The organism is Kerstersia gyiorum (assembly GCF_048595715.1).
Taxonomy (GTDB): domain Bacteria; phylum Pseudomonadota; class Gammaproteobacteria; order Burkholderiales; family Burkholderiaceae_B; genus Kerstersia; species Kerstersia gyiorum.
On sequence record NZ_CP169556.1, the window covers coordinates 1,151,965 to 1,176,670 of the forward strand.

The window sequence follows — 24,706 nt, forward strand, 5'->3', positions numbered from 1 at the left end:
GCAACTGTCCGGCATTGGGCGTGGCTGCCATTACTTCCCGGGCCGGCGCGGTACCGGCCCCGACAGCGAATCGGGGAAGGTCATCTCATCGAGCCGCACGAAGCGGCCGCCCTTGACCAGCCGGTAGCCCAGCCAGATCAGCAGGAACAGCGGCAGGCCAATATAGGTGGCGACCACGCCCAGCCAGTCGATCTGGTCATTGAGGAAGGCTTCATAGTTCTGTCCCAGCGTGATGATCAGGCACAGCACGAAGGCAAAGATAGGGCCGAAGGGGAACAGGCCGGCGCGGTAGGGCAGCAGGTTCAGGTCGCGGCCCTGGTGCATATAGCCCCGCCGGAAGCGGTAGTGGCTGATGGCAATGCCCAGCCAGGCAATGAAGCCGGTCATGCCAGAGGCATTGAGCAGCCAGATATAGATCGCGCTCGGACTGAAAATGGAGGCCAGGAAGCACAGTGCGGCCACGGCGGCGGTGGCCAGCAGTGCGTAGCGCGGGACGCCGTTGACCGACAGGCGGGCGAAGATGCGTGGCGCCTTGCCTTCCAGCGCCAGGTTGTACAGCATCCGGGTGGATGCATACATGCCCGAGTTGCCGGCCGACAGCACGGAAGTCAGGATCACTGCGTTCATGACTGCCGCTGCCGAGAGCAGGCCGGCCTTTTCAAAGACCAGGGTAAAGGGGCTGACGCTGATGTCCGACACTTCGTTGCGCAGCAATTGCGGGTCGGTGTAGGGGATCAGCAGGCTGATGACGAAAATCGCCAGGACGTAGAACAGCAGAATGCGCCAGAAAACCTTGCGCACCGCCCGGGGAATGTTGCGCGCCGGGTCTTCCGATTCGCCGGCGGCGATGCCGATCAGCTCGGTGCCCTGGAAGGAAAACCCGACCACCATGGCCACGCCTATCATGGTGGCGACGCCGCCTGCGAATGGTGCGTCGCCGATTGTCCAGTTGGCCAGACCGCTGTGCTCGCCGCCCTTGAGAATGCCCAGCACCATCAGGAAGCCGGCGCCGATGAAGAACAGCACCGTCACCACCTTGATGGCGGCGAACCAGTACTCGGCTTCAGCAAAGCCGCGCACCGATTGGTAATTGAGGGCGAACAGCAGGCAGAGGAACAGCGCGCTCCAGATGACGCCAGGGACGTCCGGAAACCAATAGGCCATGACCAACTGGGCGGCGACCAGGTCGACGGCAATCGTGACGGCCCAGTTGTACCAGTAGTTCCAGCCCAGCGCGAATCCGAAACCGTCATCGACGTAACGTGCGCCATAGGTGGCGAAGGACCCGGATACCGGCATGCAGGCTGCAAGCTCGCCCAGGCTGGTCATCAGAAAATAGACCATCAGGCCGATCAGCACGTAGGACAGCAGCGCGCCGCCCGGGCCCGCCTGGGAGATCGTCGCGCCTGATGCGACGAACAGGCCGGTGCCGATGGAGCCGCCGATGGCGATCATGGACAGGTGCCGGGCTTTGAGTTCCCTCTTCAGGCCGCCGCTGGGCGGAGAGGATGTCTGGGATGAGGCAGATTGGCTGCTTGTTGTCACGGCTAAACGAGCATTGCCATCCGTCCGGTACCGCTGGGGAGGTACCGGACGGATGGCGGCGCATGAGATGAAAAACCGGCGAATGATAGCAGCGTCCCCGGTTCCGGGTCATTGAAAACCTCGTCGCGCCTGGGCCAGGCATGCGGAAAATGAGTTGCGCCTGTGTCAAAGACGGGAAAGTCGGCTGCGATACGGGTGTGAAAGCCCTAAACTGCGTTTTATTTGCTTCCCGGGAAGAAACCATGAGCGCCGACCCCATTCTCGTTGCCCGCAATGCCGGAACGGACGTCCATCTGCTGCCTGCGCTGGCCAATCGCCATGGCTGCATTACCGGGGCCACCGGTACCGGGAAGACCGTCACCCTGCAAGTGCTTGCCGAGTCCTTCTCGCGGCTGGGCACGCCGGTATTCATGGCCGACGTCAAAGGTGACCTGACCGGCCTGGCTCAGGCCGGGGAGGCCTCGCCCAAGCTGCTGGCGCGCCTGGAAAAGCTGGGTTTGCCGCAGCCCCAATGGGGCGCCTGCCCGGTGGAGCTTTGGGATGTGTTCGGTGAGCAGGGCCATCCCGTGCGCGCCACCATCTCCGATATGGGGCCGATGCTGCTGTCGCGCATGCTCAATCTCAATGCGACCCAGGAAGGCGTGCTGTCGCTGGTGTTCCGGGTGGCCGATGACGAAGGGCTGTTGTTGCTGGACATGAAGGACCTGCGGTCCATGTTGCAGAACGTGGCAGATAGGGCGGCGGAACTGCGTACGCGCTACGGCAATGTGTCCAGCGCGTCGGTGGGGGCGATCCAGCGGGCCCTGCTCACCCTGGAAAGCCAGGGGGCGGACCAGTTTTTCGGCGAGCCCATGCTGGATATCGCGGACCTGATGCGCACGGATGCGCAGGGGCGTGGCGTGGTCAATATCCTGGCCGCAGACCGGCTGATGCAGTCTCCCCGTCTGTATTCCGTCTTCCTGCTGTGGCTGCTGGCCGAACTGTTCGAGCGCTTGCCCGAGGTCGGGGATCTAGACAGGCCGCGGCTGGTGTTCTTTTTTGATGAGGCCCACCTGTTGTTCAACGATGCGCCGGCGGCGCTGCTGGAAAAAATCGAGCAGGTCGTGCGCCTGATCCGCTCCAAGGGCGTCGGGGTGTACTTCGTGACGCAGAACCCGGCCGATATTCCGGAAACGGTACTGGGGCAGTTGGGGAACCGTGTGCAGCATGCCTTGCGCGCTTTCACGCCGCGCGACCAAAAGGCAGTGCGCACGGCGGCCGAGACCATGCGGCCGAATCCCGGCCTGGATATCACCGCTGCGATTACCGAACTGGCCGTGGGCGAGGCCCTGGTATCACTGCTGGATGAGCAGGGCAGTCCAGGCGTGACGCAACGTGCCTGGATATGTGCGCCGGGCTCGCAAATTGGTCCCATTCCTGTGATGCAACGGCAAGCGCTGCGCCAGGCATCGCAAATGGACCTGCGCTACGGTCAGGCGGTTGACCGGGAATCCGCCTACGAGATCCTGGCTGCGCGGGCCGTGACCTCTGTCGCAGGGACGCCGGCGGCGCCAGCGGGCAAGGCGGCCAGCCCGGCTGCCGAGCCGCAGCAGGATGATGGCGGCAATCCCATGCTCAAGGCCGTCAATGAGTTGCTGTTTGGTTCGACGGGGCCGCGTGGCGGCAAGCGCGATGGGGTGGTCCAGAGCGTAGTGAAAAGCACGGCACGTTCCATGGGCAATTCCCTGGTGCGCGGCATTCTGGGTTCGCTGATGGGGTCCAAGCGGCGCTGAAGCCGTGGCAGGGCCGGCATCAAGTCAGGGAGCTGGCGGTGGTTCGGCTGTCTCGGCTGGTGCCGCCGCCTTGTTGCGTGCGGCCAGCACGATGGCGCTGACGATCAGCGCCGCGCCCGCCAGCATCCGCCCCGTAGGTTGGGCGCCAAATAGCCACCAGGCGCCGGCGATGGCATAGACGGGCTCCAGCGCAATAATCATGCCGCTGCCGCGTGCGCTCAGTCCGCGCAGGCTGGCCACGAACAGACCATGCGCGAGCCCGGTGCACAAAATGCCCAGCAAGGCCAGGTTCAGCCAGTCCAGCCCGTCGAGTCGCATCAGTCCCCATGAGGCGAATGGCGCCAGGACCAGCGCTACGGTCGTGTTCTGCCAGAACGCCACCTGTATCGCGGGCAAGCCGTGCACGGCGCGGCGGTTGGCGGCAGCCAGCAGGGCGAACGAGAAACCCGATGCCACGCCCCAGAGCAGGCCGATGGTGCCCTGGTCGGAGGCCTGGAAGGCAGGCGTCACCAGCACCAGACCGGCGCTGACCAGCACCAGCAACAGGCTTTCGCTGCGGCCGATGCGCTCGCGGAAGAGCCAACGGTCCAGCAGCGCGATGAATGCAGGAAAGCTGGCGAAGCCCAGGGTGGCCATGGCGACGCCACCGGTTTTTACGGAGATGAAGAAAGTGATCCAGTGCAGCGCCAGCAAGATTCCTGTGATCATGAGCAGGGCGAACTGGCGGGGGGCCATGCGCTGATGCAGTCCATGGCCACGCCAGCAGGCAAAGGCGGCAAGGGCGAGACAGGCGAACAGTGCGCGCCCGAAGGTAATGGTGACGGCATCCGCATGGATCAGCGCGCCGAAGATTGCACTCAGGCCGAATAGCAGGGCGGCCAGGTGGGCGCACAGCCTGGCGGTTGCAGGGGATGCGGGCCGGAAGACCGGAGAGGCGTGGCGGCGAGAGGTCATGAATGATGCAGGGGAATAGAGGGAGATCGTTCGGGCCGGCCCTAAAATGATTGCACGAAACCAGGGCGGCGCGCGAGCCTGCCAGCGTGGATCATGCTGGCGCCAGCCGCAGGTTTGTTCATCCCCCGACAGGAGCAACGACATGAGTACACAGGCCAAGGCAATGCGCATACGCCGTTACGGCGGTCCGGAAGTGCTGGAATGGGTGGATATCGACGTGCCACCGCCCGCCCCGGGCGAGGTCACTCTGAGGCAGACTGCGGTCGGGCTGAATTTCATAGACATCTATTTTCGTACCGGCCTGTACCAGCAGCCGCTGCCGCATGGCCTGGGCTATGAGGCAGCCGGCGAGGTGATTGCAGTCGGCGAAGGCGTGACCCGCTTGGCGCCGGGCGACAGGGTGGCCTATGGTCAGAGCGAGCTGGGTGCCTATGCAAGCGTACGTAATATGGAGGCCGGTCGCCTGGTCAAGGTACCGGCGGGCGTCAGCGATGAGGAAGCCGCAGCGCTGATGCTCAAGGGACTGACCGTGCAGTATCTGTTCCGCCAGACGTATCGGCTGCAGGCCGGGGAAACCATTTTGTTCCACGCCGCTGCCGGCGGTGTGGGGTTATTGGCCTGCCAGTGGGCCAGGGCGCTCGGGGTCAAGCTGATCGGCACGGTCTCCAGCCCCGAGAAAGCCGAGCGCGCGCTGGCGGCAGGGGCCTGGCAGGTGATCGACTATTCGCGGGAAAACATCGTGCACCGCGTGCTGGAACTGACCGAAGGACGCAAGGTACCGGTGGTGTATGACGGGGTGGGCAAGGATACCTGGGAGGATTCCCTGGATTGCCTGGCGCCGCGTGGCCTGATGGTCAGTTTCGGCAATGCCTCCGGCCCGGTGACGGGTGTCAACCTTGGCATCCTGGCAGCCAAGGGGTCGCTTTATGTGACGCGGCCTACGCTGGCGACGCACATTGCCACGACTGAAGCCCTTCAGGCCGCGGCGGATGAGCTGTTCGAACTGGTTCTGGCTGGCAAGCTCGCGGCGCAGATTTCTCGGCGAGCGCCGTTGGCCGAGGCCGGACGGGCGCAGGATGCCCTGCAGCGGCGCGAAACCACCGGCGCGACGATATTGCTGCCGTGATGTCTGGGCGTAACCGCTCGGCTACGCCCAGACACAATGGAAATAATTTGTTTAGCTCCTGCCAGACTAGAATTCAGCGGATTTTTTGAATACCTGCCCAGGGCGAGGCGCCGTTCCAGGTGGACGGCGTCCGGCCGGGCAGGTTTCTTTTTCCGCAGCTGGCCTTGGCAGCGTGCCCGCAAGGCCGCTGCCGGGGCAGGCATGCTTCCATGGAGCGACACATAATGAATGTTTCCTTGCGCAAGTCGTGGCTTGCGCCGTTTTGTTTGAGCCTGACCCTGGCGGCCTGCGGCGGCGGGGATGATTCAGGCGGCTCGGACGGCGGCAGCACTCCCCCTGAAGACAATACGCCGGCAGCGAGCATCGAAGCACTGGAGCGGGATGGCACCTTGCCCGCGCTGGACCGCAGCGACAGCCTGGCTGGCGTGGATGCCGATGACAATGGCGTGCGTGATGACATCCAGGCCTGGGTGACGCAGCTGCCCGCCAACGAGACGCAGAAACAGGCGCTGATGCAGCTGGCCGCTGCCAATCAGAAGGCTTTGCTGGTTGACGTCGCCGACGAACCTGCGCTGCGCCAGGTGGTGTCCCAGCAGATGGCTGGCGTGAAGTGTGTGGTACGCCGCGAAGCGGATGTGCTGGCAGGCGAAAATACCGTGACCGGCCTGCGCGACCGTACGGCCAACACGGAAACGCGTGCCCGCGCCTATATGCGCTACATGGAAGCCGTCAACGGCTATGTCATGAAATCTCCTGACGGCAATGGGTGCGGCGATGAATAAGCGGTTCGGGTTTGCTCCCTTTCCCCTGGCGCGTTCCTATCGTTCGTTCGCGGCTGGCCTGGCCGCTGCGGCCACGCTTTCGCTGGCGGCCGTGCAGCCCGCACTGGCGCAACAGGAACCCGCCAGCCTGTGCGAAACCAGCGGTTATGTGCTGGGCTTTTTCAACGGTGTCTGGAACGATCCGACCGAAGCCGCGCACGGCATGGAGCGGCTGATGCTGCTGGCCGGCGACAGCCATGATGGCGAGCGCGTGACGTCCGAACTGTTCTACAACACCTCCGGCAAGCTGGCCGATCGCCCGGATGTCACGAGCCTGGAAGATGTTGCAGAAGTTTTCATCCAGCGTTCCGAGGAAATCGACGGGGTGTTCGCGCAACGCTGGGAGTATTTCTGGAGCACACTGAGCGGCGCTGGCGAGTCTTCGCTGTGGGAACGCCTGAAGGATAGCCACCAGGCGTTCGGCGACGCCTACCAGGCCTGGCGCGACACCGTGAAGGCCAAGATGGTCTCGTTGCTGGCCGGCATGGCATCCACGCCGCCCACGGAGGCGGATTACATCCGTCACAACGCGCGCATCCAGGGGCTGGTGACGGAACGCAAGAAGTTGCTGCTGGTGGCCCATTCCCAGGGGAATCTGTTCGTCAACAAGGCCTATGACGAAGCCGTCAGGGTCAGCGGTTCCACGGCCAGCGCCAAGGTGGTGCATATCGCCACGGCGGCGCCGACGCTCAATGGCGAATACACCACGGTGGATATCGACCTGGTCATCGGCGGCTTGCGGGCTGTGGCTGGCAATACGCCTGCCGCCAACCTGAATATTCCGTTTTCCAAGGTAGACGCTTCCGGTCACAAGCTGATCGAAACCTATCTGGACGGCACGCGTGCTGCACGCGGCCAGGTTCAGGCGCAGATGCAAAAGGCACTGGGTGAGCTTCAGACGCCGACGACGGTCGGTGAAACTGGTTTCTTTACCGTGACGCTGACCTGGGATGGCGAAGGTGATGTCGACCTGCACACCTTCGAACCACAAGGCGCGCATGTCTATTATGCCAGCCGGCCCGGCCAGAGCGGTTATCTGGATACCGACAACGTCATTGCCTATGGGCCGGAACACTACTATGCCAGTTGCGATGCGAACGTGTTGCAGGCGGGCGTATACCAGATTGGCATCAATAATTATGCGCGTGCTGCAGGACGTACCGCCACGGTGCAATTGTCCTCTGCCAAGGATGGGGAATTGCTGACGCGTCGCCTGCCGGTGGGCGAAGTCCGCGGAAATAGTGGTAATAATTCACCGATACCGGTCTTCAATGTGAAGGTAGCGCAAAGCGCCGAAGGCGTCTGGAGCGTCACACCACAGTAAGTGCGCCGCTTGAGCTTGCGGTGAACGCCAAACGGCCCGCCCGGTTTCTCATGATCGGGCGGGCCGTTTTCCGCTATGCCTCGTTCAGCCGGATGGGCTGGCCGGGCGAAGGCCGCATGGGGGGGGGCGGGCAAATGCCAACCCGGGGCGGCCGGACGGGATCAGCGTTTTGCTGCGTCCGCTTCCTGGTGGTACTGGCCGACGCGCTCGACTTCATTGCGCGAACCCAGCACCACGCTCACGCGCTGGTGCAGTTGGGTGGGCTGTACATCAAGAATTCGCTGGCGGCCATCAATGGCGGCGCCACCGGCCTGTTCGACCAGGAAGCCCATCGGGTTGGCTTCGTACATCAGGCGCAGCTTGCCGGGCTTGGACGGTTCGCGGGCATCCCAGGGGTACATGAAAATGCCGCCACGCATCAGGATGCGGTGCACATCGGCCACCATGGACGCTACCCAGCGCATATTGAAGTTCTTGCCGCGCACGCCGTTTTCGCCGGCCAGGCACTCGTCGATATAGCGCTTGACGGGGGCATCCCAATGGCGCTGGTTCGACATGTTGATGGCAAATTCCTTGGTGTCTGCCGGGATCTGGATGTTGTCATGCGTCAGTACCCAGGCGCCGATATCGCGGTCCAGCGTGAAACCGACCACGCCATGGCCGAAGGTCAGCACCAGCAGTGTCTGCGGGCCGTAGACAGCGTAGCCGGCGGCGACCTGCTGCTTGCCGGGTTGCAGGAAGTCGGCTTCAGTGGCGTCCTGGCCTGCGTGTTCCGTCTTCAGGATGGAGAAAATGGTGCCGATGGACACGTTGACGTCGATGTTGGACGAACCGTCCAGCGGATCGAACAGCAGCAGGTATTCACCCTTCGGATAATGGCTGGGGATCTTGCGGATCGTATCCATTTCCTCGGATGCCATGGCGGCCAGGCAGCCGCCCCATTCGTTGGCTTCGATCAGGATGTCGTTGGACATGACATCCAGCTTCTTCTGCACTTCGCCCTGGACATTTTCGCTTTCCAGGCTGCCGAGCACGCCGCCCAGCGCACCCTTGCCCACGGAGTGGGCGATGCTCTTGCAGGCGCGGCCGACGGTTTCGACGAGCTGGCGCAGCGCTTCGGGCACGCACTGGTGGTCGCGCTGCTGCTCGATCATGTATTGAGTCAGGGTTTTACGGGACATGTTGTTCCAGAAAATAGTGAAAAAACAGGAAATGGGGATTCAAAGGGCCAGGGCCTTGGCGGTGATCTCGTCGACGTTGCGCGACAACGGCTGGTGCGCGCGCACGCGTTCGATGGCGGCGCGCATCGGGGCGCTGAGCGCCGGGGCATGGGCGGCCCAGTTGTCCAGCGCACGCGCCAGGCGGGCGGCGATTTCCGGGTTGATGGCATCCAGTGCCAGGACTTGCTCGGTCCAGAATGCGTAGCCTGCGCCATCGGCCTGATGCAGGCCGGCCGGGTTGTTCAGGCAGAACTGGAAGACCAGCGAGCGGGCCCGGTTCGGGTTGCGCAGCGTGAAGGCCGGATGAGTCAGCAGGCGCCGGGCGGCGGCGACGTCGGTGGCGCGTGAACTGGCTTGCAGGGCGAACCATTTGTCCACCACCAGCGGGTCATGCTTCCAGGTTTCGTAAAACGCGGCCAGGCGTTGCTCGGTGGCCGCATCCCGGCTGTCATTGACCAGGGCGGTCAGCGCCGCCAGGCCGTCGGTCATGTTGCTGGCGGCATCGTATTGCGCCAGCGCCAGCTCGCGCGCGCCTTCGGCCTGGCCTGCCAGCAGGTAGGCCAGCGCCAGGTTGCGCAGCGCGCGCTTGCCGGCAGAAGGAGCGTCGGGCGAATAGGGGCCGGCGACCTCATTGGCGTCGTAGGCGGCGCGCCACAGCGGCGTCAGGGTGCGGCCCAGTTCGGCGCGCAGGAAGTCGCGTGCGGCAGCGATTGCCGGCGGGTCCATTTTTTCCATACGCTGCGCCAGCGCTTTTTCGGAAGGCAGCGCCAGGGCACGGGCGCGGTAGCCGGCGTCCAGGCCGGGGGCGCTCAATTGGGCGCGCCAGGCGTCGACGAATACCGGGTCTGCGTGCATTGGTTCGCCACCGCGCAGGCGTGCCGCATTGGCCAGCACCTGGCGGGCGGCCAGTTCCTGGCCGGCTTCCCAGCGGGCGAAGGGGTTGCCGTCGTGGGCCGAGAGCAATGCCAGGTCGGCATCCTGCCAGTCGTAATCGACGATGACGGGGGCGGAGAAGTTGCGCAGCAGCGACGGCGTCGGGGCCGAGGCCATGTTCTCGAAGCGCCACTGCTGGCGTGCCTCGGTGAGTTCGAGCAGGAAGGTATCGGCTTGCTGGCCGTTGAGCACGGGTGTCAGCGCCTGGCCGTCGGCCGCGATGAAGCCGATGGCGAACGGAATGTGCAGCGGGGCTTTGATGAAATCCGCGCCGCGTTCCTTTTCCACGCCTACCGGCGGGTTGCTTTGCGACAGCGTGACCACGCACGAGCGCGTGGCGGCGTCGTAATCCAGTTCGACGCGCACACGCGGCGTGCCGGCTTGCTCGTACCAGCGGCGGAAGACGGCGAGGTCCTTGCCGGAGTGCAGGCGCTTGTAGACCGATTCCATTGCATTGACGAAATCGTCGCAGGTGACGGCCTGGCCGTCATGGCGCCGGAAATATTCGCGTATGCCTTCCTGGAAGCCGGCTTCGCCCAGCAGCGTGTGCTGCATGCGGATGACTTCGGCGCCTTTCTCGTAGACGGTGGCGGTATAGAAGTTGCCGATTTCCTGGTAGCTGTCAGGGCGAATGGGGTGCGCCATCGGGCCGGCATCTTCCGGGAACTGCGCGGCACGCAGCACGGTTACGTCGTCGATGCGCTTGATGGTGCGGGCGCTGGCGGCTGCTTCGGCATCCAGGCCGGCAGCCATCATGTCGGCGGTGAATTCCTGGTCGCGGAAGACCGTCAGCCCTTCCTTGAGGCTCAGCTGGAACCAGTCGCGGCAGGTGACGCGGTTGCCTGTCCAGTTGTGGAAGTATTCATGGCCGATGACGGCCTCGATGGCGCGGTAGTTGGCGTCCGTTGCTGTCTGCGGGTCTGCCAGCACATAGGCTGCGTTGAAAACGTTCAGGCCCTTGTTTTCCATGGCGCCCATGTTGAAGTCGCGGGCGGCGACGATCATGAAGCGGTCCAGGTCCAGTTCCAGGCCGAAACGTTGCTCGTCCCAGCGCACGGAACGTTCCAGTGATTCCAGGGCCCAGGCGGTCTGCGTGCCCGAACCGGGGTCGGCATAGACCTGCAGCAGCGCTTCCCGTCCGCTGCGGGTACGCAGCCGGCTTTCACGGCAATCGAATTGACCGGCAACCAGAGCGAACAGATAGCAGGGCTTGGGATGGGGGTCTTCCCAGACGGCCTGGTGCCGTCCGCCATCCAGCGTAGTGGTTTCGATCAGGTTGCCATTGGAAAGCAGCAGCGGATAATCGGCCTGGCTCGCGCGCAGCGTGACGCGATAGCGCGACATGACATCGGGGCGGTCGGCAAACCAGGTAATGCGGCGAAAGCCTTCGGCTTCGCACTGGGTGAACAGGCTGGCACCAGACACGTAAAGACCCATCAGCGTGGTGTTCTGCGCCGGGCGGCACAGGCTGGTGATCTGTACCTGTGCATCGGCGGGCAGGCCGTCGATGCGCAGCGTGCCGCTGGCATCGTCCACCTGGTAGCGGCTGGCGTCGAGCAGTTGGCCGTCGACATGGATGGATTGCAGCGTCAGTGCTTCGCCGTCCAGCACCAAGGCAGCCTGGGCAGGCGCATCTGGCTTGCGCTGCACGTGCAGGCGGGAGATGACCCGGGTGGTTTCAGCTGCCAGGTCGAATTCGAGTTCGATCGACGGAATCTGGAACGGATAGGCTTGATAATCCTGGCGCAGGATTGTGGTCGGACTGGCGTGGCGCATAGCGATGTCATCATGCTCGAGATTGGACGGCTACATTGTAGTCGTCCGCACCGGAGAACTGTGCCGGTTGGACTGAAGCCTGTTCCGGGCTGCGCGCCGGCCCAGCGGCAAGGCGTGCGGAAACCCATGAAAACAGGAACAAAACCGCCGGCACAAAACTTTTCGGGCGCGGGACAGTCTTAGCAATAGAATATTCAGCCAGGCTTACGACTTACGATCGCCAGGAGGTATCTCATGTCCCGGACAACAGGAATCTCGCACAGGGGGCGCTGGCCCGGCTGGCGCTTGGGCCTGGGCCTGACCGTCTTCATGCTGGCAGGCTGCGCGTCCAGCATCTCGGCGCGCGTGACCAGCTTCCAGCAGTGGTCGGACAGCTATGAAGGCCAGACCTACCGGATAGACACACCCGAACAGAGCCGCGGCAACCTCGAATATTCTTCCTATGAAGACATGCTGCGCGCCGCGCTCGGGGCAACGGGTCTGGTCGAGGCCAGAGATGGCGCGCCGGCGCGCTTCCTGGCAGGCTTCAGTTACCAGATCAAGCCGGTGACGGCACTGGTCGAGGAACCGATCTGGTGGGGCATGGGGCCGCCCGGGTTCCGGCCACGTTTCTATGGCTACGGCTATGGTTATTGGGGCGGACCGCCCGAATGGGTGACGCGCCCGGTGGCCGCCAAGGAATACCGCCTGACGGTAACGATCCAGGACCAGGACAACGAAGGCAAAGAAGTGTATCGCTCGACAGCCGAGCATGTGGGGGCCGGGGATTCCGAAAGCCTGGAAGTCGCACCTTATCTCTTCAGGGCGGTCTTCGATCATTTCCCTGGTAATAACGGCCAGGTGCGGCGCGTGAATTATCAATTGAGCGACTGAAGCGCCTGGGTGAAACCTGCTACGATCCTGTCGATGCGCCGGCGTGGATGAACGCTGGCAGCAGGCGGCAGGCATCGTGTGCCTGCCGGCTATCGCGTTATCCAGGGGAAACTGCATGTCGGAACTCGCGGCGCAAGCATTGGCGGCTGATTCAGCCTTGCCGGTGGCAGGCATACAAATGGTGTCCACACCGGACGTACAGGAAAATCTGGCGCAGGCCGAGGCCTTGATTGCCCAGGCGGTCGCTGGCGGCGCGCGGCTGGTGGCCCTGCCGGAATATTTCTGCCTGATCGGCCTGAAGGACGAGGACAAACTCGCCATCATCGAAACGGATGGCGCCGGCCCCTTGCAGGAATTCCTGTCGGCGCAGGCGCGCCGCCATGGCATCTGGCTGGCTGGCGGCACCATTCCGCTGGCAAGCGGTGATGCGGGCCGGCTGTTCAATGCCCAGCTGGTGTACGGGCCGGATGGCCAGCGCGTGCAGCGCTACGACAAAATCCACCTGTTCAGTTTCACTCGCGGCCAGGAGTCTTACGATGAATCCCGCGTGATTCGCGCCGGTAGCGAAGTCCGCACGTTCGATACGCCTTGCGGGCGGGTCGGGCTTTCGACCTGTTACGATCTGCGCTTTCCGGAAATGTACCGGGCCATGGGCAGCGTCAGCCTGTTGCTGGTGCCTGCGGCCTTCACCTATACGACCGGCAAGGCCCACTGGGAGCTGCTGCTGCGCGCGCGCGCCGTCGAGAACCAATGCTATGTGCTGGCGCCGGCGCAGGGCGGACGCCATGCCAGCGGCCGGCGCACCTGGGGGCACGCAATGCTGATCGACCCCTGGGGCGAGATTGTCGACGTACTGGAAGAAGGGCCGGGTGTGGTCAGCGGCGTCGTCGACCCGGCACGCATCGCCAGCATACGCACCGACCTGCCTGCATTGCGCCATCGCGTGCTCTGATTCCGCCGGTGCTGGCTGCCGGGAAACGAGCCGCTGCCCGTGCGGGTGACGGTTCCGGCGGCCCAATTAATTGTTGAAGAGTCTATGAAACGAATTGATCCCGGGCTGGATGCCCTCAATACCGCCAGGGCCGTCCTGCTGGACCCCTGGGGCCTGGACGAAAGCCACCTGGCGCGCGCGCTGGGTGAGATTTTCACGCACCGCGTCGATTATGCCGACCTGTACTTCCAGCACACCCGCAGCGAGGGCTGGAGCCTGGAAGAAGGCGTGGTCAAGAGCGGCAGCTTCTCCATCGAGCAAGGTGTGGGCGTACGCGCCATCGCGGGTGAGAAGACCGCATTTGCCTATTCCGATCACCTGTCGGCCGAGGCCTTGCTGGCGTCGGCGCGCACGGTCCGCGGCATTGCCCGCCGTGGAGCGGGACGGCAGCAGGTGCTTGCCGGTGATGCGCCGGTGGGTCGGGCGCTGTATCCGTCTTTGGACCCTTTGCTGACCCTGGATGCACCGGACAAGGTGGCGCTGCTGGAACGCGTCGAGCGCATGGCCCGCAGCCGCGATCCGCGCGTCATACAGGTCATGGCAAGCCTGGGGGCGGAACATGATGTGATCCTGGTGGCCGGCAGCGATGGCCGGCTGGTGGCCGACGTCCGGCCGCTGGTGCGTCTGTCCGTCAGCGTGATTGCCGAACAGAACGGCCGCCGGGAAATGGGCCATGGTGGCGGCGGTGGCCGCGCCGGCCTGTCCTACTTCACCGATGCCATCCTGCAGGGCTATGTGGAACGCGCGGTGCATGAGGCGCTGGTCAACCTTGAGGCGCGGCCCGCGCCCGCCGGGGAAATGACTGTGGTCATGGGGCCGGGCTGGCCCGGTATCCTGCTGCACGAGGCAGTCGGCCATGGCCTGGAAGGTGACTTCAACCGCAAGGGTTCCAGCGTCTTTGCCGGCCGCGTCGGCGAGCGCGTTGCCTCAAAGGGCGTGACAGTCGTGGATGACGGTACGCTTGAAGGGCGGCGTGGTTCGCTCAATGTTGATGACGAAGGCAACGCCACGCAGCACAATGTGCTGATCGAGGATGGCATCCTGCGCGGCTATATGCAGGATTCGCTCAATGCGCGATTGATGGATGTGCCGCTTACCGGCAACGGCAGGCGGGAATCCTATGCCTATCTGCCCATGCCGCGCATGACCAATACTTACATGCTGGGCGGACAGACGCCGCCCGAGGAAATCATCGCTTCGGTGAAGAAAGGCCTGTATGCGGTCAATTTCGGCGGCGGGCAGGTGGATATCACCAGCGGGAAATTTGTCTTTTCCGCGTCCGAGGCCTACATGATCGAAGACGGCAAGGTGACGTATCCGGTCAAGGGCGCGACGCTGATCGGCAACGGCCCGGATGCCATGAACCGTATCAGTCTGATCGGCAACGACATGGCGCTCGATGGTGGTGTGGGAACCTGTGGCAAGGAAGGGCAGAGCGTGCCGGTCGGCGTGGGCATGCCGACCTTGCGCATGGATGGCCTGACCGTGGGCGGCACCGCCTGAACCTTGCCTGCAGCGGTGTGGCTGGCACCCGCATATGACAAACATGGCGGCCAGGCCGCCGTGTTTGTATTTTCGCCACGTTTAAAGAAAACTAATGCATAGCCTGAAAATGAGGCGTGACGGCGGAATTTTTTGTGCTACCATGAATTACATGAACATCCTCAATGCACGATTTTATTTTGCGTACTATTTTCCGATGCCGCTGGCGGAGGAAGGGACGCGTCGTACCTGAGGTTTTCTACCCGTTTCCCTGAAAAAGCCGCCAGCACTGTCTGGCGGCTTTTTTTCGTATGTCGTCGGGCGCAGTTGGCGCAGAAATTATCTAAAACAGGAGTGTCTCCGTGTCTCACAATACCGATGACCTGCGGATCAAAGAAATCATGGAACTGGCTACACCAGCTGAGGTAATCAGCGAATTGCCGTGTTCGGCAAGAGCTTCCACTGTTGTTCATGATGCCCGCCAGGCGGTGCACCGGATTCTGCATGGCGAGGACGACCGGCTGGTGGTCGTGATTGGCCCGTGTTCCATTCATGATCCCGCTGCCGCCCTGGAATATGCCCGCCGCCTGCAGCCCATCCGCGAACAGCTGTCCGACCGCCTGGAAATCATCATGCGGGTGTACTTCGAGAAGCCGCGTACCACCGTAGGCTGGAAGGGACTGATCAATGACCCCGGCCTGGACGGCAGTTTCAATATCAACGCCGGCCTGCGCCTGGCGCGCCGCCTGCTGCTGGAAATCAATGAGCTGGGCATGCCTGCCGGTTGTGAGTTCCTCGACATGATCACGCCGCAGTACATCGCCGACCTGGTGGCTTGGGGTGCCATCGGCGCTCGTACCACGGAGAGCCAGGTGCACCGCGAACTGTCGTCCGGGTTGTCTTGCCCGGTGGGTTTCAAGAACGGCACGGATGGCAACGTCAAGATTGCGCTGGATGCCATCCGTGCGGCGTCGCAGCCCCACCATTTCCTGTCGGTGACCAAAGGTGGGCGTTCTGCCATCGTACGCACGGCTGGCAACGAGGATTGCCATGTCATTCTGCGTGGCGGCAAGCAGCCCAACTACGACCATGCCAGCGTCGAAGCTGCCAGTGCGCTGATGCTGGCCAATGGTCTGGACCCGCGCATCATGATAGATGCGAGTCATGCCAACAGCAGCAAAAAACCGGAAAACCAGCCGCTGGTCGTGGCGGATATTGCATCGCAAGTCGGTGCAGGCGATGGACGGCTGGTCGGTGTGATGGTCGAGAGTCACCTGGTGGCCGGCCGCCAGGACCTGGTGGAAGGCAAGCCGCTGGTCTACGGGCAGAGCATTACCGACGGCTGCATCGGCTGGGATGAGTCTGTTGCGGTGCTGGAGCAGCTGGCCGCAGCGGTGCATGACCGCCGCGAAGTGTTGGTATAAAAATGCTATCCTAAACGCAGCCTGTCCTCGCGGGAAGATTCCTGCGGAACGGGCCCGTTTCCTGCGGGGAGGCGCAGGCGCTGGACGAGATCCTGCGCGTGGCGCCTCCCCGCGCTGCTTTTCAGGCGTCTGCCGTGCGCAGGCCCGTGGGCGGCCGGAATGCGGGCGCGGCGGGCAGTGCGGCTGCGCGGCCTGGGCCGCGTCTCTATTGATAATAAACGGCGCTGAAATCCGGCCCTGAGGGTGACGGCGATTTACGCGCCAGGAAGACAAACCATCATGAATGCCCATATCGAATCCATCCAGGCGCCTCGTGCCATCCCTGCCGTTTTCATGGAACGCCTGCGTGAACGCTTCGGCAGTCGCTGTTCGGAAGCGGCTGCGGTGCGTGAACACCATGGCCGCGACGAATCTCCTTATCCCGTCATGCCGCCGGATGCCGTCGTGTTTGCGGAATCGACGGAAGAAGTCGTGTTCGTCGCCAGGCTCTGTAATGAATTTGGCGTGCCGTTGATTCCCTATGGCGCAGGCTCGTCGCTGGAAGGACACGTATTGGCGGCGCAAGGTGGCGTGGTGCTGAACCTGCAGGCCATGAACCGCATCCTGTCGGTGGATGCAGGCGACCTGACCGCTACCGTGCAGCCTGGCGTCCTGCGGCGCCAGCTCAACGAGGAGTTGCGCGATACCGGCCTGTTCTTCCCCATCGACCCGGGAGCCGACGCCAGTATTGGTGGCATGACGGCAACCCGTGCCTCGGGCACCAATGCCGTGCGCTATGGCACCATGCGCGAAAACGTGGTGTCGTTGACGGTCGTAACGGCCGATGGCAGGGTGGTGCGTACGGCAGGCCGGGCGCGCAAGTCTTCCGCTGGTTACGACCTGACCCGCGTTTTCGTGGGCAGCGAAGGGACGTTGGGTATCATCGTCGAAGTGACGGTGCGCCTGTACCCGTTGCCGGAAGCGGTGTCGGCGGCAATCTGCAACTTCAGCACACTGGACGACGCCGTACGCTGCGTGATCGACACGGTGCAGATGGGTGTGCCAGTGGCACGCGTGGAATTCCTGGATGCAGCCTCGGTGCGTGCGGTCAACCAGCATAGCAAGCTGACGTTGCGCGAAACGCCGCTGTTGGCTTTCGAATTCCATGGCAGCCCTGAGGGCGTGCGCGAGCAGGCTGAAATCGTGCAGGAACTGGCGCGTGAACATGGCGGCGAGAACTTCGAGTGGGCGGAACGCCCGGAAGACCGTAACCGCCTGTGGTCGGCGCGCCACAATGCGTACTTTGCATCGGTGCAGCTGCGTCCGGGTTGCCTGGCAAGCACGACTGACGTGTGCGTGCCCATTTCCCGCCTGGCGGAGAACGTCACGGCAGCGGCGGAAGATCTGGCCAAGGCTAGCTTTCCGTCCACCATTCTGGGCCACGTCGGTGACGGCAACTTCCACGTGCTGATGATGCTGGACCCGGAAAGCAAGGAAGAATGGGAAGAGTCCGAGGCCATCAACCACCGCATCGTGCGCCGCGCAATCGACGCCGACGGCACTTGCACTGGCGAACATGGCGTGGGCTTGCATAAAATGCAGTTCCTGACCGAAGAGCATGGCGAGGATGCGATTGCACTGATGCGCTCGCTCAAGCATGCCTTCGATCCCAACAATATCCTGAACCCGGGCAAGATCATCGCCTGGTAAGGCCTTGCCTGACCTGGGCATTTCACTGTCATAGACGGCGGCGTGGCCTGTCGCGCCGCCGCATTGCGAATTCCATGACTGCTTCTTCTTCCGCTCCTTCCCGCGGCCGTGTCGTGATCGGCATGTCCGGCGGCGTCGATTCCTCCGTTTCCGCCTGGCTGCTCAAGCAGCAGGGCTATGAGGTCGTCGGCCTGTTCATGAAGAACTGGGAAGATGACGACGATTCCGAGTACTGCTCCAGCCGGCAAGACTGGTTGGATGCCGCCAGCGTTGCCGATCTGGTGGGTGTGGATATCGAAGCGGTGAATTTCGCTGCGGAATACAAGGATCGGGTGTTTGCGGAATTCCTGAGGGAGTATTCCGCCGGCCGCACGCCCAATCCTGACGTGCTTTGCAACGCGGAAATCAAGTTCCGCGCTTTCCTGGATCATGCCATGAGCCTGGGCGCGGACTGGATTGCCACCGGTCACTATGCCCGGGTGCGTCGCGTGCCCTCAGGCCATGGCGTGCGCAGCGAATTGCTCAAGGCGCTCGACGGCAGCAAGGACCAGAGCTATTTCCTGCACCGGCTGAGCCAGGAGCAGTTGTCACGCGTGTTGTTTCCGCTGGGCGAAATTCCCAAGACTGAAGTGCGCCGTATCGCGGCGGAACTGCAGTTGCCCAATGCCACGAAGAAAGATTCCACCGGCATCTGTTTCATCGGGGAGCGGCCTTTCCGTGAGTTCCTCAACCGTTATCTGCCGACCCAGCCCGGCCCCATCCTGACGCCGGAAGGTGAACGGCTGGGCACCCACCAGGGCCTGGCCTTCCATACGCTGGGCCAGCGCAAGGGCCTGGGCATAGGCGGGGTCAAGGGACATCAGAACGAGGATGGCACCGCTCAGGCCTGGTATGCGGCGCGCAAGGATCTGAAGAAAAATGTTCTCTACGCCGTGCAGGGGCACGACCATCCGTGGCTGCTCAGCCACACGCTGACGGCGCAGGATGCCAGTTGGGTGGCTGGCGAACCGCCGGCGCCAGGGCGCTATGCCGCCAAGACCCGCTATCGTCAACAGGATGCGGCCTGCACCTTGACGGCGGACGGGCAGGGTGGTTTCACACTGACCTTCGATGAACCGCAATGGGCAGTGACGCCCGGACAATCGGCGGTGCTGTACCAGGGCGAAGTATGCCTGGGCGGCGGGATCATTCTCTGACGCAGAGCCGCGCCTGATAGGTGGGCAAGTAAAACAGCGTCCTGGCCGGAGAGCCAGGACGCTGTTTTTTCATGGAGGCTCTGCAGGCCAAATGCAACGGTGCGAAGGCTGGCACTGCCGGCAGCCTGTGGTCGGCTGGAGGCGCCGACCGGGTCGCTTTACTGCTGGGCGCTTTGCTGCAGGTTCTCGGCAAACGAAGGGCGGGCCAGCAGCTTTTCGTGCAGGCGCAACAGGTTGGCGTGGCTCGCACGCCAGTCCAGCTCGGGGAATTCCTGGTCCAGATGGCACAGCGCGCAGCCCACGGCGATATCGGCCAGGCTGAAATTCACGCCCATGCAGAAGGTCTGCTCGCCCAGTTGCTGGTTCATGACTTCGAGGGCCGCGTGCACGGTTTCGATTTGCCTGGCGACGATGTCCTCGCTGCGCAGGGCTTCGGGGCGGGCGCGTTCTTCCTGGATGGTACGGCAGGCATCGAGCAGGCCGTCCGCCAGTGCTTCCCAGCCCTTGGCGGCGGCGCGTTCGCGCCCCGAAGGCGGAATCAGGCGGCCGACAGGCGAGAGGGTATCGAGGTATTCGACAATGACGCGCGAATCGAAGAGGGCGGCGTCATCCTCCATGACCAGGCAGGGCGTCTTGCCCAGCGGGTTGTAGGTTCGTACCGATATTGAGCCGGTCGGGGCATCCTCGACGTCCAGCTGGACGTTGAGTTTCTTCTCGGCGAGGACGATCCGTACTTTACGTACGAAGGGGTTGTTCAGCGAACCTAACAGTTTCATGAAAGCGACGTGATCAGGCAAATGCGGTGGCAGTATATCCCAGTGCGGTAAATCACCAGACGTACCCTGCCAAGACATCATGTGTCCGGAGCGGGGGGCCATGTTTCCATGGCGGCGGGCAGCATGCCGGCTTGAGCGGCAGTTAACTGCGTGCTATCCGGAACAAAGCGTGATGTTCCCGGAGCTGGCCGGATGCGGCAAGCAGCCGATGCGGCGAAATCATGCCATAGAGCGGCTCCACGGGAGTGTAGCCCGGCCGTGCACGGTTTCCGGATGCTAGAATCCAAGACTTCGCAAATTGTTGTTTTTTTGTCAGAAATCATGCAAATCGCCGATCAGATCAGTTCCCTCAATGCCCTGTCGCCGCTTGACGGGCGCTACGCCGGCCGGGGCGATGCCCTGCGTGGCCTGTTGTCCGAAGCTGGCTTCATGGCCCATCGGGTGGAAGTTGAGATCGCCTGGCTGATCGGTCTGTCCGAAGCCGGCCTGCCCGAGCTGCCACGCTTTTCCGATCGTGCCCGCCAGCGCCTGCTGGCCTTGGTGGAAAACTTCAGCGAAGCCGATGCCGCGCGCATCAAGGCTATCGAACGCACCACGAATCACGACGTGAAGGCGGTGGAATACTGGCTGAAGGAACAAGTGGCCGGGGATGAGGAACTGGACCGTGCCGCAGAGTTCATTCACTTCGCTTGTACGTCCGAAGACATCAACAACACCTCGCACGCGCTGATGCTGACCCGCGCCCGCGAGCAGGTGTTGCTGCCTGCCCTGGAAAAGGTCTACGCCAAGCTGGCGGCCCTGGCTGCCACGCACGCGGAACAACCGCTGCTGGCCCGTACCCACGGCCAGCCTGCCAGCCCTACGACACTGGGCAAGGAGTTTGCCAACGTCGCGGCCCGTCTGCGTCGTGCCATCGACAATGTCGCCAAGGTGCAGCCCTTGGCCAAGCTCAATGGCGCTACCGGCAATTACAACGCCCATTACTCGGCCTATCCCGAAATCGAATGGCCTGCCTTCAGCGCACGCGTGCTGGGCGACCTGGGCCTGACGCAGAACCGCCACACGATCCAGATCGAGCCGCATGACTGGATGGCCGAACTGTTCGACGCCGTGGCCCGTGCCAACACCATCATCCTCGACCTGGACCGCGACATCTGGGGCTATGTTTCGCTGGGTTATTTCAAGCAGCGCCTGAAGGAAGGCGAAGTCGGTTCCTCGACGATGCCGCACAAGGTCAATCCCATCGACTTCGAGAATTCCGAAGGCAACATCGGCCTGGCCAATGCCATGCTGCGCCACCTGTCGGAAAAGCTGCCGGTGTCGCGCTGGCAGCGTGACCTGACGGACTCTACCGTGCTGCGCAACCTGGGCGTGGCCTTCGGTTATGCATTGGTGGCCTATGACGCCTGCCTGCGCGGCCTGGACAAGCTGGAAGTCAATTCTGCCGCCATCGACGCCGATATCGACGCCTGCTGGGAAGTGCTGGCCGAGCCGGTGCAGACCGTGATGCGCCGCTATGGCCTGCCGCAGCCCTATGAGCAGCTCAAGGCGCTGACGCGTGGCAAGGGCATTACCCAGGAAGCGTTGCGTGAATTCATCTCCGGCCTGGCCCTGCCTGACGAACCCAAGGCCCGCTTGCTCGACATGACGCCCCGCAGCTACCTGGGTATGGCCGTCAGCTTGGCACGCGACCTGTGATAATTTTTTCTCGCAGGCCACTTGTGCTGTGTTTGAATTTACGTGCTATAATTTAATTCTTATCGCAGTACAGGTTTCGCCGGTGTAGCTCAGTTGGTAGAGCAGCGCATTCGTAATGCGAAGGTCGGGAGTTCGACTCTTCTCACCGGCACCAAAATGAAAAGGCCCAGTTCAATGAACTGGGCCTTTTTTCGTTCGCTGCTGTTGGAGCGGAGCCGCGCAGACTGCTCAGTGTTGATGTCCTGGTGCTGCAAGGCTTGATTGCGTCCTGCGCGTTTTTCTCCTTCCAGTATTCCCCTTGTGCGCTTGCGTGTTCAGCGCTGGCCGTAGCTGGTTTGTAGCGCGGGGATGCCAGCATGCCTTTCCCAGGTATGGCTCGGACGTTTTGAAGCCAAGGCTACGGCAGCCATCTGTTTGTGAGGACGGGCTGTGCCTGGCCGCTAGTTACCGGATAATGCCTGACGGTTTCTTCATTTTGATCAATAAGTGATCATTTTCTTCTATCTATTTGATTTTTATGGCACTTATTGATGTGTTCAAAGAGTGCCAACAGGCTTATTCACAGTTGCTGTGGGTAAATGGAAAAAAAGGACTAGGCGGCGGGTGTGGCAGGCCTTTGTGGCGGCGATAGTCTGTTGCAGGGGGAGATTGCCTGTGGAAAGCCTGGCTTTGCTGGTCCGGGAAGCGGAAAACAGGCCGGAAAACACTATCTGGTCAATGATTGATCAATGTGTTTCATCTCATTGTAATCATTGGGAGTTTTTGCCCTGTCCCACAAGTGCCAACATGCTTATTCACATTTGTTGTGGGTAACTGTCCCCAAGCTGGCGCTTCGGATGGATGGGCGAGGCGGCACACAGCTGGCTTGGGCAGGAACATTGCCCATCGGGGTTTGCGCCGGTCCGGTCTTGTCTCAGGCAGCTTTGCGCAAGGTGAAGTTCAGGCGCTGGGCGCCTAGCAGCGGGTGTGGGTCGCCCTTGAGCGGCAAAATGCCGTGATAGCGCATCCGGTCGGGGCCGCCCCAGACCACCACATCGCCGTGCAGCAGGGTGATACGAGCGGTGGGATCGGAGCGGAGCAGGCCGCCGAACAGAAAGGTAGCGCTCATGCCCAGAGATACCGAAACGATGGGTGCGCTGGCGTCGCGTTCGTTCTTGTCCTGGTGCAAGGCCAGGCGCGCGCCGGGAACATAACGGTTGACCAGGCAGGCATCCGGCTGGAAACCAGGGAAGCCGGCTTCGGTGGCTGCTTCGTGCGCCAGCTTGGAGAAACTGGCAGGCATGGAAGGCCACTCACGGCCATTGGCCGGGTCGGTGCGTGTGTAACGGTATCCCTGGCGATCGCTGGTCCAGCCGTAGCGGCCGCAGTTGGTGAGCGCCACCGACATGGTAAATCCGCCAGGCGTTTCCATATGGCGGAAGGCGGCTTGTTGCTCGATGGCGACCAGGTCGGCGAGCAGGGTTTCAGCCCGTGCCAGCGCATAGCCGCGCAACACGATGGCACCCGGCCCCAGGCGGTCGCGCTGGCCGACGTGCAGGTCGGGAAAAAGGTCTGCGGTCATGGCGTTATGCTAGCGTGGATGGATTGTCCAAGGGGTTGCAGCAGGCTGGCAGGGCTGCAAAATTGCACTGTTTCTGACCAAAGAATGACAAGGCTTTGTAAGAATTAGTGTTTTCCCGTATATCCCCCATCTGCCAACAGGTTTATTCACAGTGATTGTGGGTAACTTGCAAACTGTGTATAACTTTGAAGGTGTTTGTAACTGGGTGGAACAGGGCGGGCCGTATAATCGAAGCCTTATGATGTCTTGCTGTTCAGGGAATGCCGTTCGCCATGCCAAAAACTACCGATGACCGCCCCCGCAAGCGCGTCAGGTTGTCGCCTGCCGTGCGGATCGAGCAAATTCTCGACGCCGCGCTGGTGGAGTTTTCCGACCACGGCTTTGGGGCGGCGCGCATGGAAAACATTGCCAAGCGCGTAGGCATGTCCAAGGCGGGGCTATATGCTCACTTCTCGGGCAAGGAAGCCATCTTCGAAGCGCTGCTGGAAAAAATCCTGGCTCCTGACTTTCCCAATGAGGTCTGGCTGCGTCAGGATGGCCGCACGCTGGAACAGGTGGTCGACGAGTACATGGATGAAATCTACTGCACGATTGGCGACCCCAAGGCCCTGGCGGTGTTGCGTCTGGTGGTATCCGAAAGCGGGCGGGTGCCGCAGCTGATGCAGAAATGGCGGACGGACCTGCTGCGCCATATTGAAGAGCAGCAGTGCATCATCAACCAGTGCACGTCCGATGGCAGTCTGCGCACCAGCGCATTGACCGATTGTTTTGCCATTGCCTTCTCGCCGGCGATCTATTGCGCCATATGGCAATTGATCCATGCGGATACCGATTGCACGGAATCGCTGGATGCAGTTCGCAAGGCCCACAAACAATTGATGCTGGACAGCCTGCGTCCCAAACAGGCGCCCGGAGCGGAAAAAGCCTAGGTGGCTTTGCCTGTGTTCAGACGACGGGCGTCTGCAGGACGGTTTCCTCCGCCCAGGGCTGGATCAGCACTGTCTGCGGAACGAATTGATACCAGGCCAGAAATGCCGTGGCACATACCATCCACAGCAACAGGGCGCGTCGGATTTTGCCGGCAAACAGCCAGACCACACACAGGGTTGCGCAGATAGCGATCACCATCGCCGCCAGTTCGCTCCAGCCTGCCGTTTGGTAGAGCAGCGTGCGGATACTCCAGGCGCTGGAGGCAGTCAGCAGCATGACAAACACCGCCGCCTGCATGAGATGCATGAGGCAGATCCTGGCGGTGCACTGACGGTCTGTAGCGGGAGTCGTCGTCGTAGACATGGCGGAATGGCACGAAAAGAAAACGGAAAGCCTGCGTAGCTTCAGTATTCAGGGCTCATGGAAGAGGCGGCTGCCATGGGAGTCATATGGCCGGACGATGGATATCGCACTGGCTACAGCAACCGTCAGCATGCGGTGATTTTATACCGACTTTTCAGTCGGTAAGGGTTTTTGTGCAGAGAAATTTTTTGTCGCCGGGCCGTTCAAGACAAAAACACTCCTTGGGGGCAGTTCAGCCGAAGGTGCAGCGTG

Annotated in this window: 19 protein-coding genes and 1 tRNA gene; 13 read left to right on the forward strand and 7 right to left on the reverse strand. The window is 62.5% G+C overall.

Annotation, left to right across the window (positions count from 1 at the left end):
• Positions 1–30: 30 nt before the first annotated feature.
• Positions 31–1,545: an amino acid permease gene (locus ACEW7X_RS05080; protein WP_420177699.1), complete on the reverse strand. Its 1,515-nt coding sequence runs from the start codon at positions 1,543–1,545 to the stop codon at positions 31–33.
• A 242-nt stretch (positions 1,546–1,787) separates the two neighbouring features.
• Here ACEW7X_RS05080 and ACEW7X_RS05085 point away from each other — a divergent pair, with 242 nt between their 5' ends.
• On the forward strand, positions 1,788–3,317 hold the full coding sequence (locus ACEW7X_RS05085) for a helicase HerA-like C-terminal domain-containing protein (protein ID WP_420177700.1): 1,530 nt from the start codon (positions 1,788–1,790) through the stop codon (positions 3,315–3,317).
• 24 nt (positions 3,318–3,341) lie between these two features.
• Here the strand turns inward: ACEW7X_RS05085 and ACEW7X_RS05090 are convergent, their stop codons facing one another.
• Complete coding sequence (locus ACEW7X_RS05090) at positions 3,342–4,271, reverse strand: DMT family transporter (protein WP_127773452.1); 930 nt, start codon at positions 4,269–4,271, stop codon at positions 3,342–3,344.
• Between the two features lie 142 nt (positions 4,272–4,413).
• Between ACEW7X_RS05090 and ACEW7X_RS05095 the strand changes: the two genes are divergently transcribed.
• The 3 genes from ACEW7X_RS05095 (at position 4,414) to ACEW7X_RS05105 (ending at position 7,542) form a co-directional block, all read left to right on the forward strand.
• On the forward strand, positions 4,414–5,397 hold the full coding sequence (locus tag ACEW7X_RS05095) for a quinone oxidoreductase family protein (RefSeq protein WP_130487136.1): 984 nt from the start codon (positions 4,414–4,416) through the stop codon (positions 5,395–5,397).
• A gap of 224 nt (positions 5,398–5,621) precedes the next feature.
• Entirely contained in the window at positions 5,622–6,179 is a 558-nt protein-coding gene (locus ACEW7X_RS05100; protein WP_420177701.1) for a hypothetical protein, read from the forward strand.
• Positions 6,172–7,542, forward strand: a complete 1,371-nt coding sequence (locus tag ACEW7X_RS05105; RefSeq protein WP_242611461.1) for a YfaP family protein — start codon at positions 6,172–6,174, stop codon at positions 7,540–7,542. Before ACEW7X_RS05100 ends, ACEW7X_RS05105 begins: the two co-directional genes overlap by 8 nt.
• A 161-nt stretch (positions 7,543–7,703) precedes the next feature.
• On the opposite strand, the gene ACEW7X_RS05110 is transcribed toward ACEW7X_RS05105, so the two are convergent.
• Both ACEW7X_RS05110 and pepN read right to left on the reverse strand, forming a co-directional pair.
• Positions 7,704–8,723, reverse strand: a complete 1,020-nt coding sequence (locus ACEW7X_RS05110; protein ID WP_068373898.1) for a class 1 fructose-bisphosphatase — start codon at positions 8,721–8,723, stop codon at positions 7,704–7,706.
• A gap of 39 nt (positions 8,724–8,762) precedes the next feature.
• The gene (pepN, locus tag ACEW7X_RS05115) at positions 8,763–11,471 is read right to left on the reverse strand and encodes an aminopeptidase N (RefSeq protein ID WP_068373896.1); all 2,709 of its coding nucleotides are present in this window, start codon (positions 11,469–11,471) and stop codon (positions 8,763–8,765) included.
• Between the two features lie 234 nt (positions 11,472–11,705).
• On the opposite strand from pepN, the gene ACEW7X_RS05120 reads away from it, so the two are divergent.
• The 6 genes from ACEW7X_RS05120 to mnmA all read left to right on the forward strand — a co-directional run bounded on the left by ACEW7X_RS05120 (position 11,706) and on the right by mnmA (position 19,126).
• Positions 11,706–12,344 (forward strand): DUF4136 domain-containing protein, encoded by a 639-nt coding sequence (locus ACEW7X_RS05120; RefSeq protein WP_257740687.1) that lies wholly within the window; start codon positions 11,706–11,708, stop codon positions 12,342–12,344.
• A 115-nt stretch (positions 12,345–12,459) separates the two neighbouring features.
• Entirely contained in the window at positions 12,460–13,296 is an 837-nt protein-coding gene (locus tag ACEW7X_RS05125) for a carbon-nitrogen hydrolase family protein (protein WP_068373893.1), read from the forward strand.
• Between the two features lie 84 nt (positions 13,297–13,380).
• Positions 13,381–14,838, forward strand: a complete 1,458-nt coding sequence (gene tldD / locus ACEW7X_RS05130; protein WP_127773455.1) for a metalloprotease TldD — start codon at positions 13,381–13,383, stop codon at positions 14,836–14,838.
• A 341-nt stretch (positions 14,839–15,179) separates the two neighbouring features.
• Positions 15,180–16,241, forward strand: coding sequence for a 3-deoxy-7-phosphoheptulonate synthase AroG (gene aroG, locus ACEW7X_RS05135; RefSeq protein WP_068373886.1), 1,062 nt, complete (start codon positions 15,180–15,182; stop codon positions 16,239–16,241).
• 333 nt (positions 16,242–16,574) lie between these two features.
• Positions 16,575–17,930 carry an FAD-binding oxidoreductase gene (locus ACEW7X_RS05140; RefSeq protein WP_372726452.1) on the forward strand — a complete coding sequence of 452 codons (1,356 nt, stop codon included), beginning with the start codon at positions 16,575–16,577 and terminating at the stop codon, positions 17,928–17,930.
• Between the two features lie 74 nt (positions 17,931–18,004).
• Complete coding sequence (mnmA, locus tag ACEW7X_RS05145; RefSeq protein WP_068373882.1) at positions 18,005–19,126, forward strand: tRNA 2-thiouridine(34) synthase MnmA; 1,122 nt, start codon at positions 18,005–18,007, stop codon at positions 19,124–19,126.
• A gap of 158 nt (positions 19,127–19,284) precedes the next feature.
• Here mnmA and ACEW7X_RS05150 read toward each other — a convergent pair whose 3' ends face one another.
• Positions 19,285–19,902, reverse strand: coding sequence for a glutathione S-transferase family protein (locus ACEW7X_RS05150; protein WP_068374150.1), 618 nt, complete (start codon positions 19,900–19,902; stop codon positions 19,285–19,287).
• Positions 19,903–20,223: 321 nt separating this feature from the next.
• Between ACEW7X_RS05150 and purB the strand changes: the two genes are divergently transcribed.
• Both purB and ACEW7X_RS05160 read left to right on the forward strand, forming a co-directional pair.
• Positions 20,224–21,600 (forward strand): adenylosuccinate lyase, encoded by a 1,377-nt coding sequence (gene purB, locus ACEW7X_RS05155; RefSeq protein ID WP_257740684.1) that lies wholly within the window; start codon positions 20,224–20,226, stop codon positions 21,598–21,600.
• Positions 21,601–21,678: 78 nt separating this feature from the next.
• Positions 21,679–21,754: transfer RNA gene (locus ACEW7X_RS05160), tRNA-Thr, on the forward strand.
• A 759-nt stretch (positions 21,755–22,513) separates the two neighbouring features.
• Here the strand turns inward: ACEW7X_RS05160 and alkB are convergent.
• Positions 22,514–23,161 carry a DNA oxidative demethylase AlkB gene (alkB, locus tag ACEW7X_RS05165; protein WP_420177702.1) on the reverse strand — a complete coding sequence of 216 codons (648 nt, stop codon included), beginning with the start codon at positions 23,159–23,161 and terminating at the stop codon, positions 22,514–22,516.
• Between the two features lie 272 nt (positions 23,162–23,433).
• Here alkB and ACEW7X_RS05170 point away from each other — a divergent pair, with 272 nt between their 5' ends.
• Entirely contained in the window at positions 23,434–24,090 is a 657-nt protein-coding gene (locus ACEW7X_RS05170; protein WP_165390024.1) for a TetR/AcrR family transcriptional regulator, read from the forward strand.
• Positions 24,091–24,106: 16 nt separating this feature from the next.
• On the opposite strand, the gene ACEW7X_RS05175 is transcribed toward ACEW7X_RS05170, so the two are convergent.
• Positions 24,107–24,397, reverse strand: coding sequence for a hypothetical protein (locus ACEW7X_RS05175; protein WP_068373869.1), 291 nt, complete (start codon positions 24,395–24,397; stop codon positions 24,107–24,109).
• Positions 24,398–24,706: the final 309 nt, after the last annotated feature.

Excerpts from the sequence above, each read along its gene's own strand:
- purB (WP_257740684.1), top strand. The coding sequence starts at position 20,224 with ATGCAAATCGCCGATCAGATCAGTTCCCTCAATGCCCTGTCGCCGCTT.
- ACEW7X_RS05110 (WP_068373898.1), bottom strand. The coding sequence starts at position 8,723 with ATGTCCCGTAAAACCCTGACTCAATACATGATCGAGCAGCAGCGCGAC.
- ACEW7X_RS05100 (WP_420177701.1), top strand. The coding sequence starts at position 5,622 with ATGAATGTTTCCTTGCGCAAGTCGTGGCTTGCGCCGTTTTGTTTGAGC.
- ACEW7X_RS05125 (WP_068373893.1), top strand. The coding sequence starts at position 12,460 with ATGTCGGAACTCGCGGCGCAAGCATTGGCGGCTGATTCAGCCTTGCCG.
- ACEW7X_RS05120 (WP_257740687.1), top strand. The coding sequence starts at position 11,706 with ATGTCCCGGACAACAGGAATCTCGCACAGGGGGCGCTGGCCCGGCTGG.
- pepN (WP_068373896.1), bottom strand. The coding sequence starts at position 11,471 with ATGCGCCACGCCAGTCCGACCACAATCCTGCGCCAGGATTATCAAGCC.
- ACEW7X_RS05170 (WP_165390024.1), top strand. The coding sequence starts at position 23,434 with ATGCCAAAAACTACCGATGACCGCCCCCGCAAGCGCGTCAGGTTGTCG.
- ACEW7X_RS05150 (WP_068374150.1), bottom strand. The coding sequence starts at position 19,902 with ATGAAACTGTTAGGTTCGCTGAACAACCCCTTCGTACGTAAAGTACGG.
- ACEW7X_RS05105 (WP_242611461.1), top strand. The coding sequence starts at position 6,172 with ATGAATAAGCGGTTCGGGTTTGCTCCCTTTCCCCTGGCGCGTTCCTAT.
- ACEW7X_RS05140 (WP_372726452.1), top strand. The coding sequence starts at position 16,575 with ATGGAACGCCTGCGTGAACGCTTCGGCAGTCGCTGTTCGGAAGCGGCT.
- tldD (WP_127773455.1), top strand. The coding sequence starts at position 13,381 with ATGAAACGAATTGATCCCGGGCTGGATGCCCTCAATACCGCCAGGGCC.
- ACEW7X_RS05090 (WP_127773452.1), bottom strand. The coding sequence starts at position 4,271 with ATGACCTCTCGCCGCCACGCCTCTCCGGTCTTCCGGCCCGCATCCCCT.
- alkB (WP_420177702.1), bottom strand. The coding sequence starts at position 23,161 with ATGACCGCAGACCTTTTTCCCGACCTGCACGTCGGCCAGCGCGACCGC.
- ACEW7X_RS05175 (WP_068373869.1), bottom strand. The coding sequence starts at position 24,397 with ATGCATCTCATGCAGGCGGCGGTGTTTGTCATGCTGCTGACTGCCTCC.
- mnmA (WP_068373882.1), top strand. The coding sequence starts at position 18,005 with ATGACTGCTTCTTCTTCCGCTCCTTCCCGCGGCCGTGTCGTGATCGGC.
- ACEW7X_RS05095 (WP_130487136.1), top strand. The coding sequence starts at position 4,414 with ATGAGTACACAGGCCAAGGCAATGCGCATACGCCGTTACGGCGGTCCG.
- ACEW7X_RS05085 (WP_420177700.1), top strand. The coding sequence starts at position 1,788 with ATGAGCGCCGACCCCATTCTCGTTGCCCGCAATGCCGGAACGGACGTC.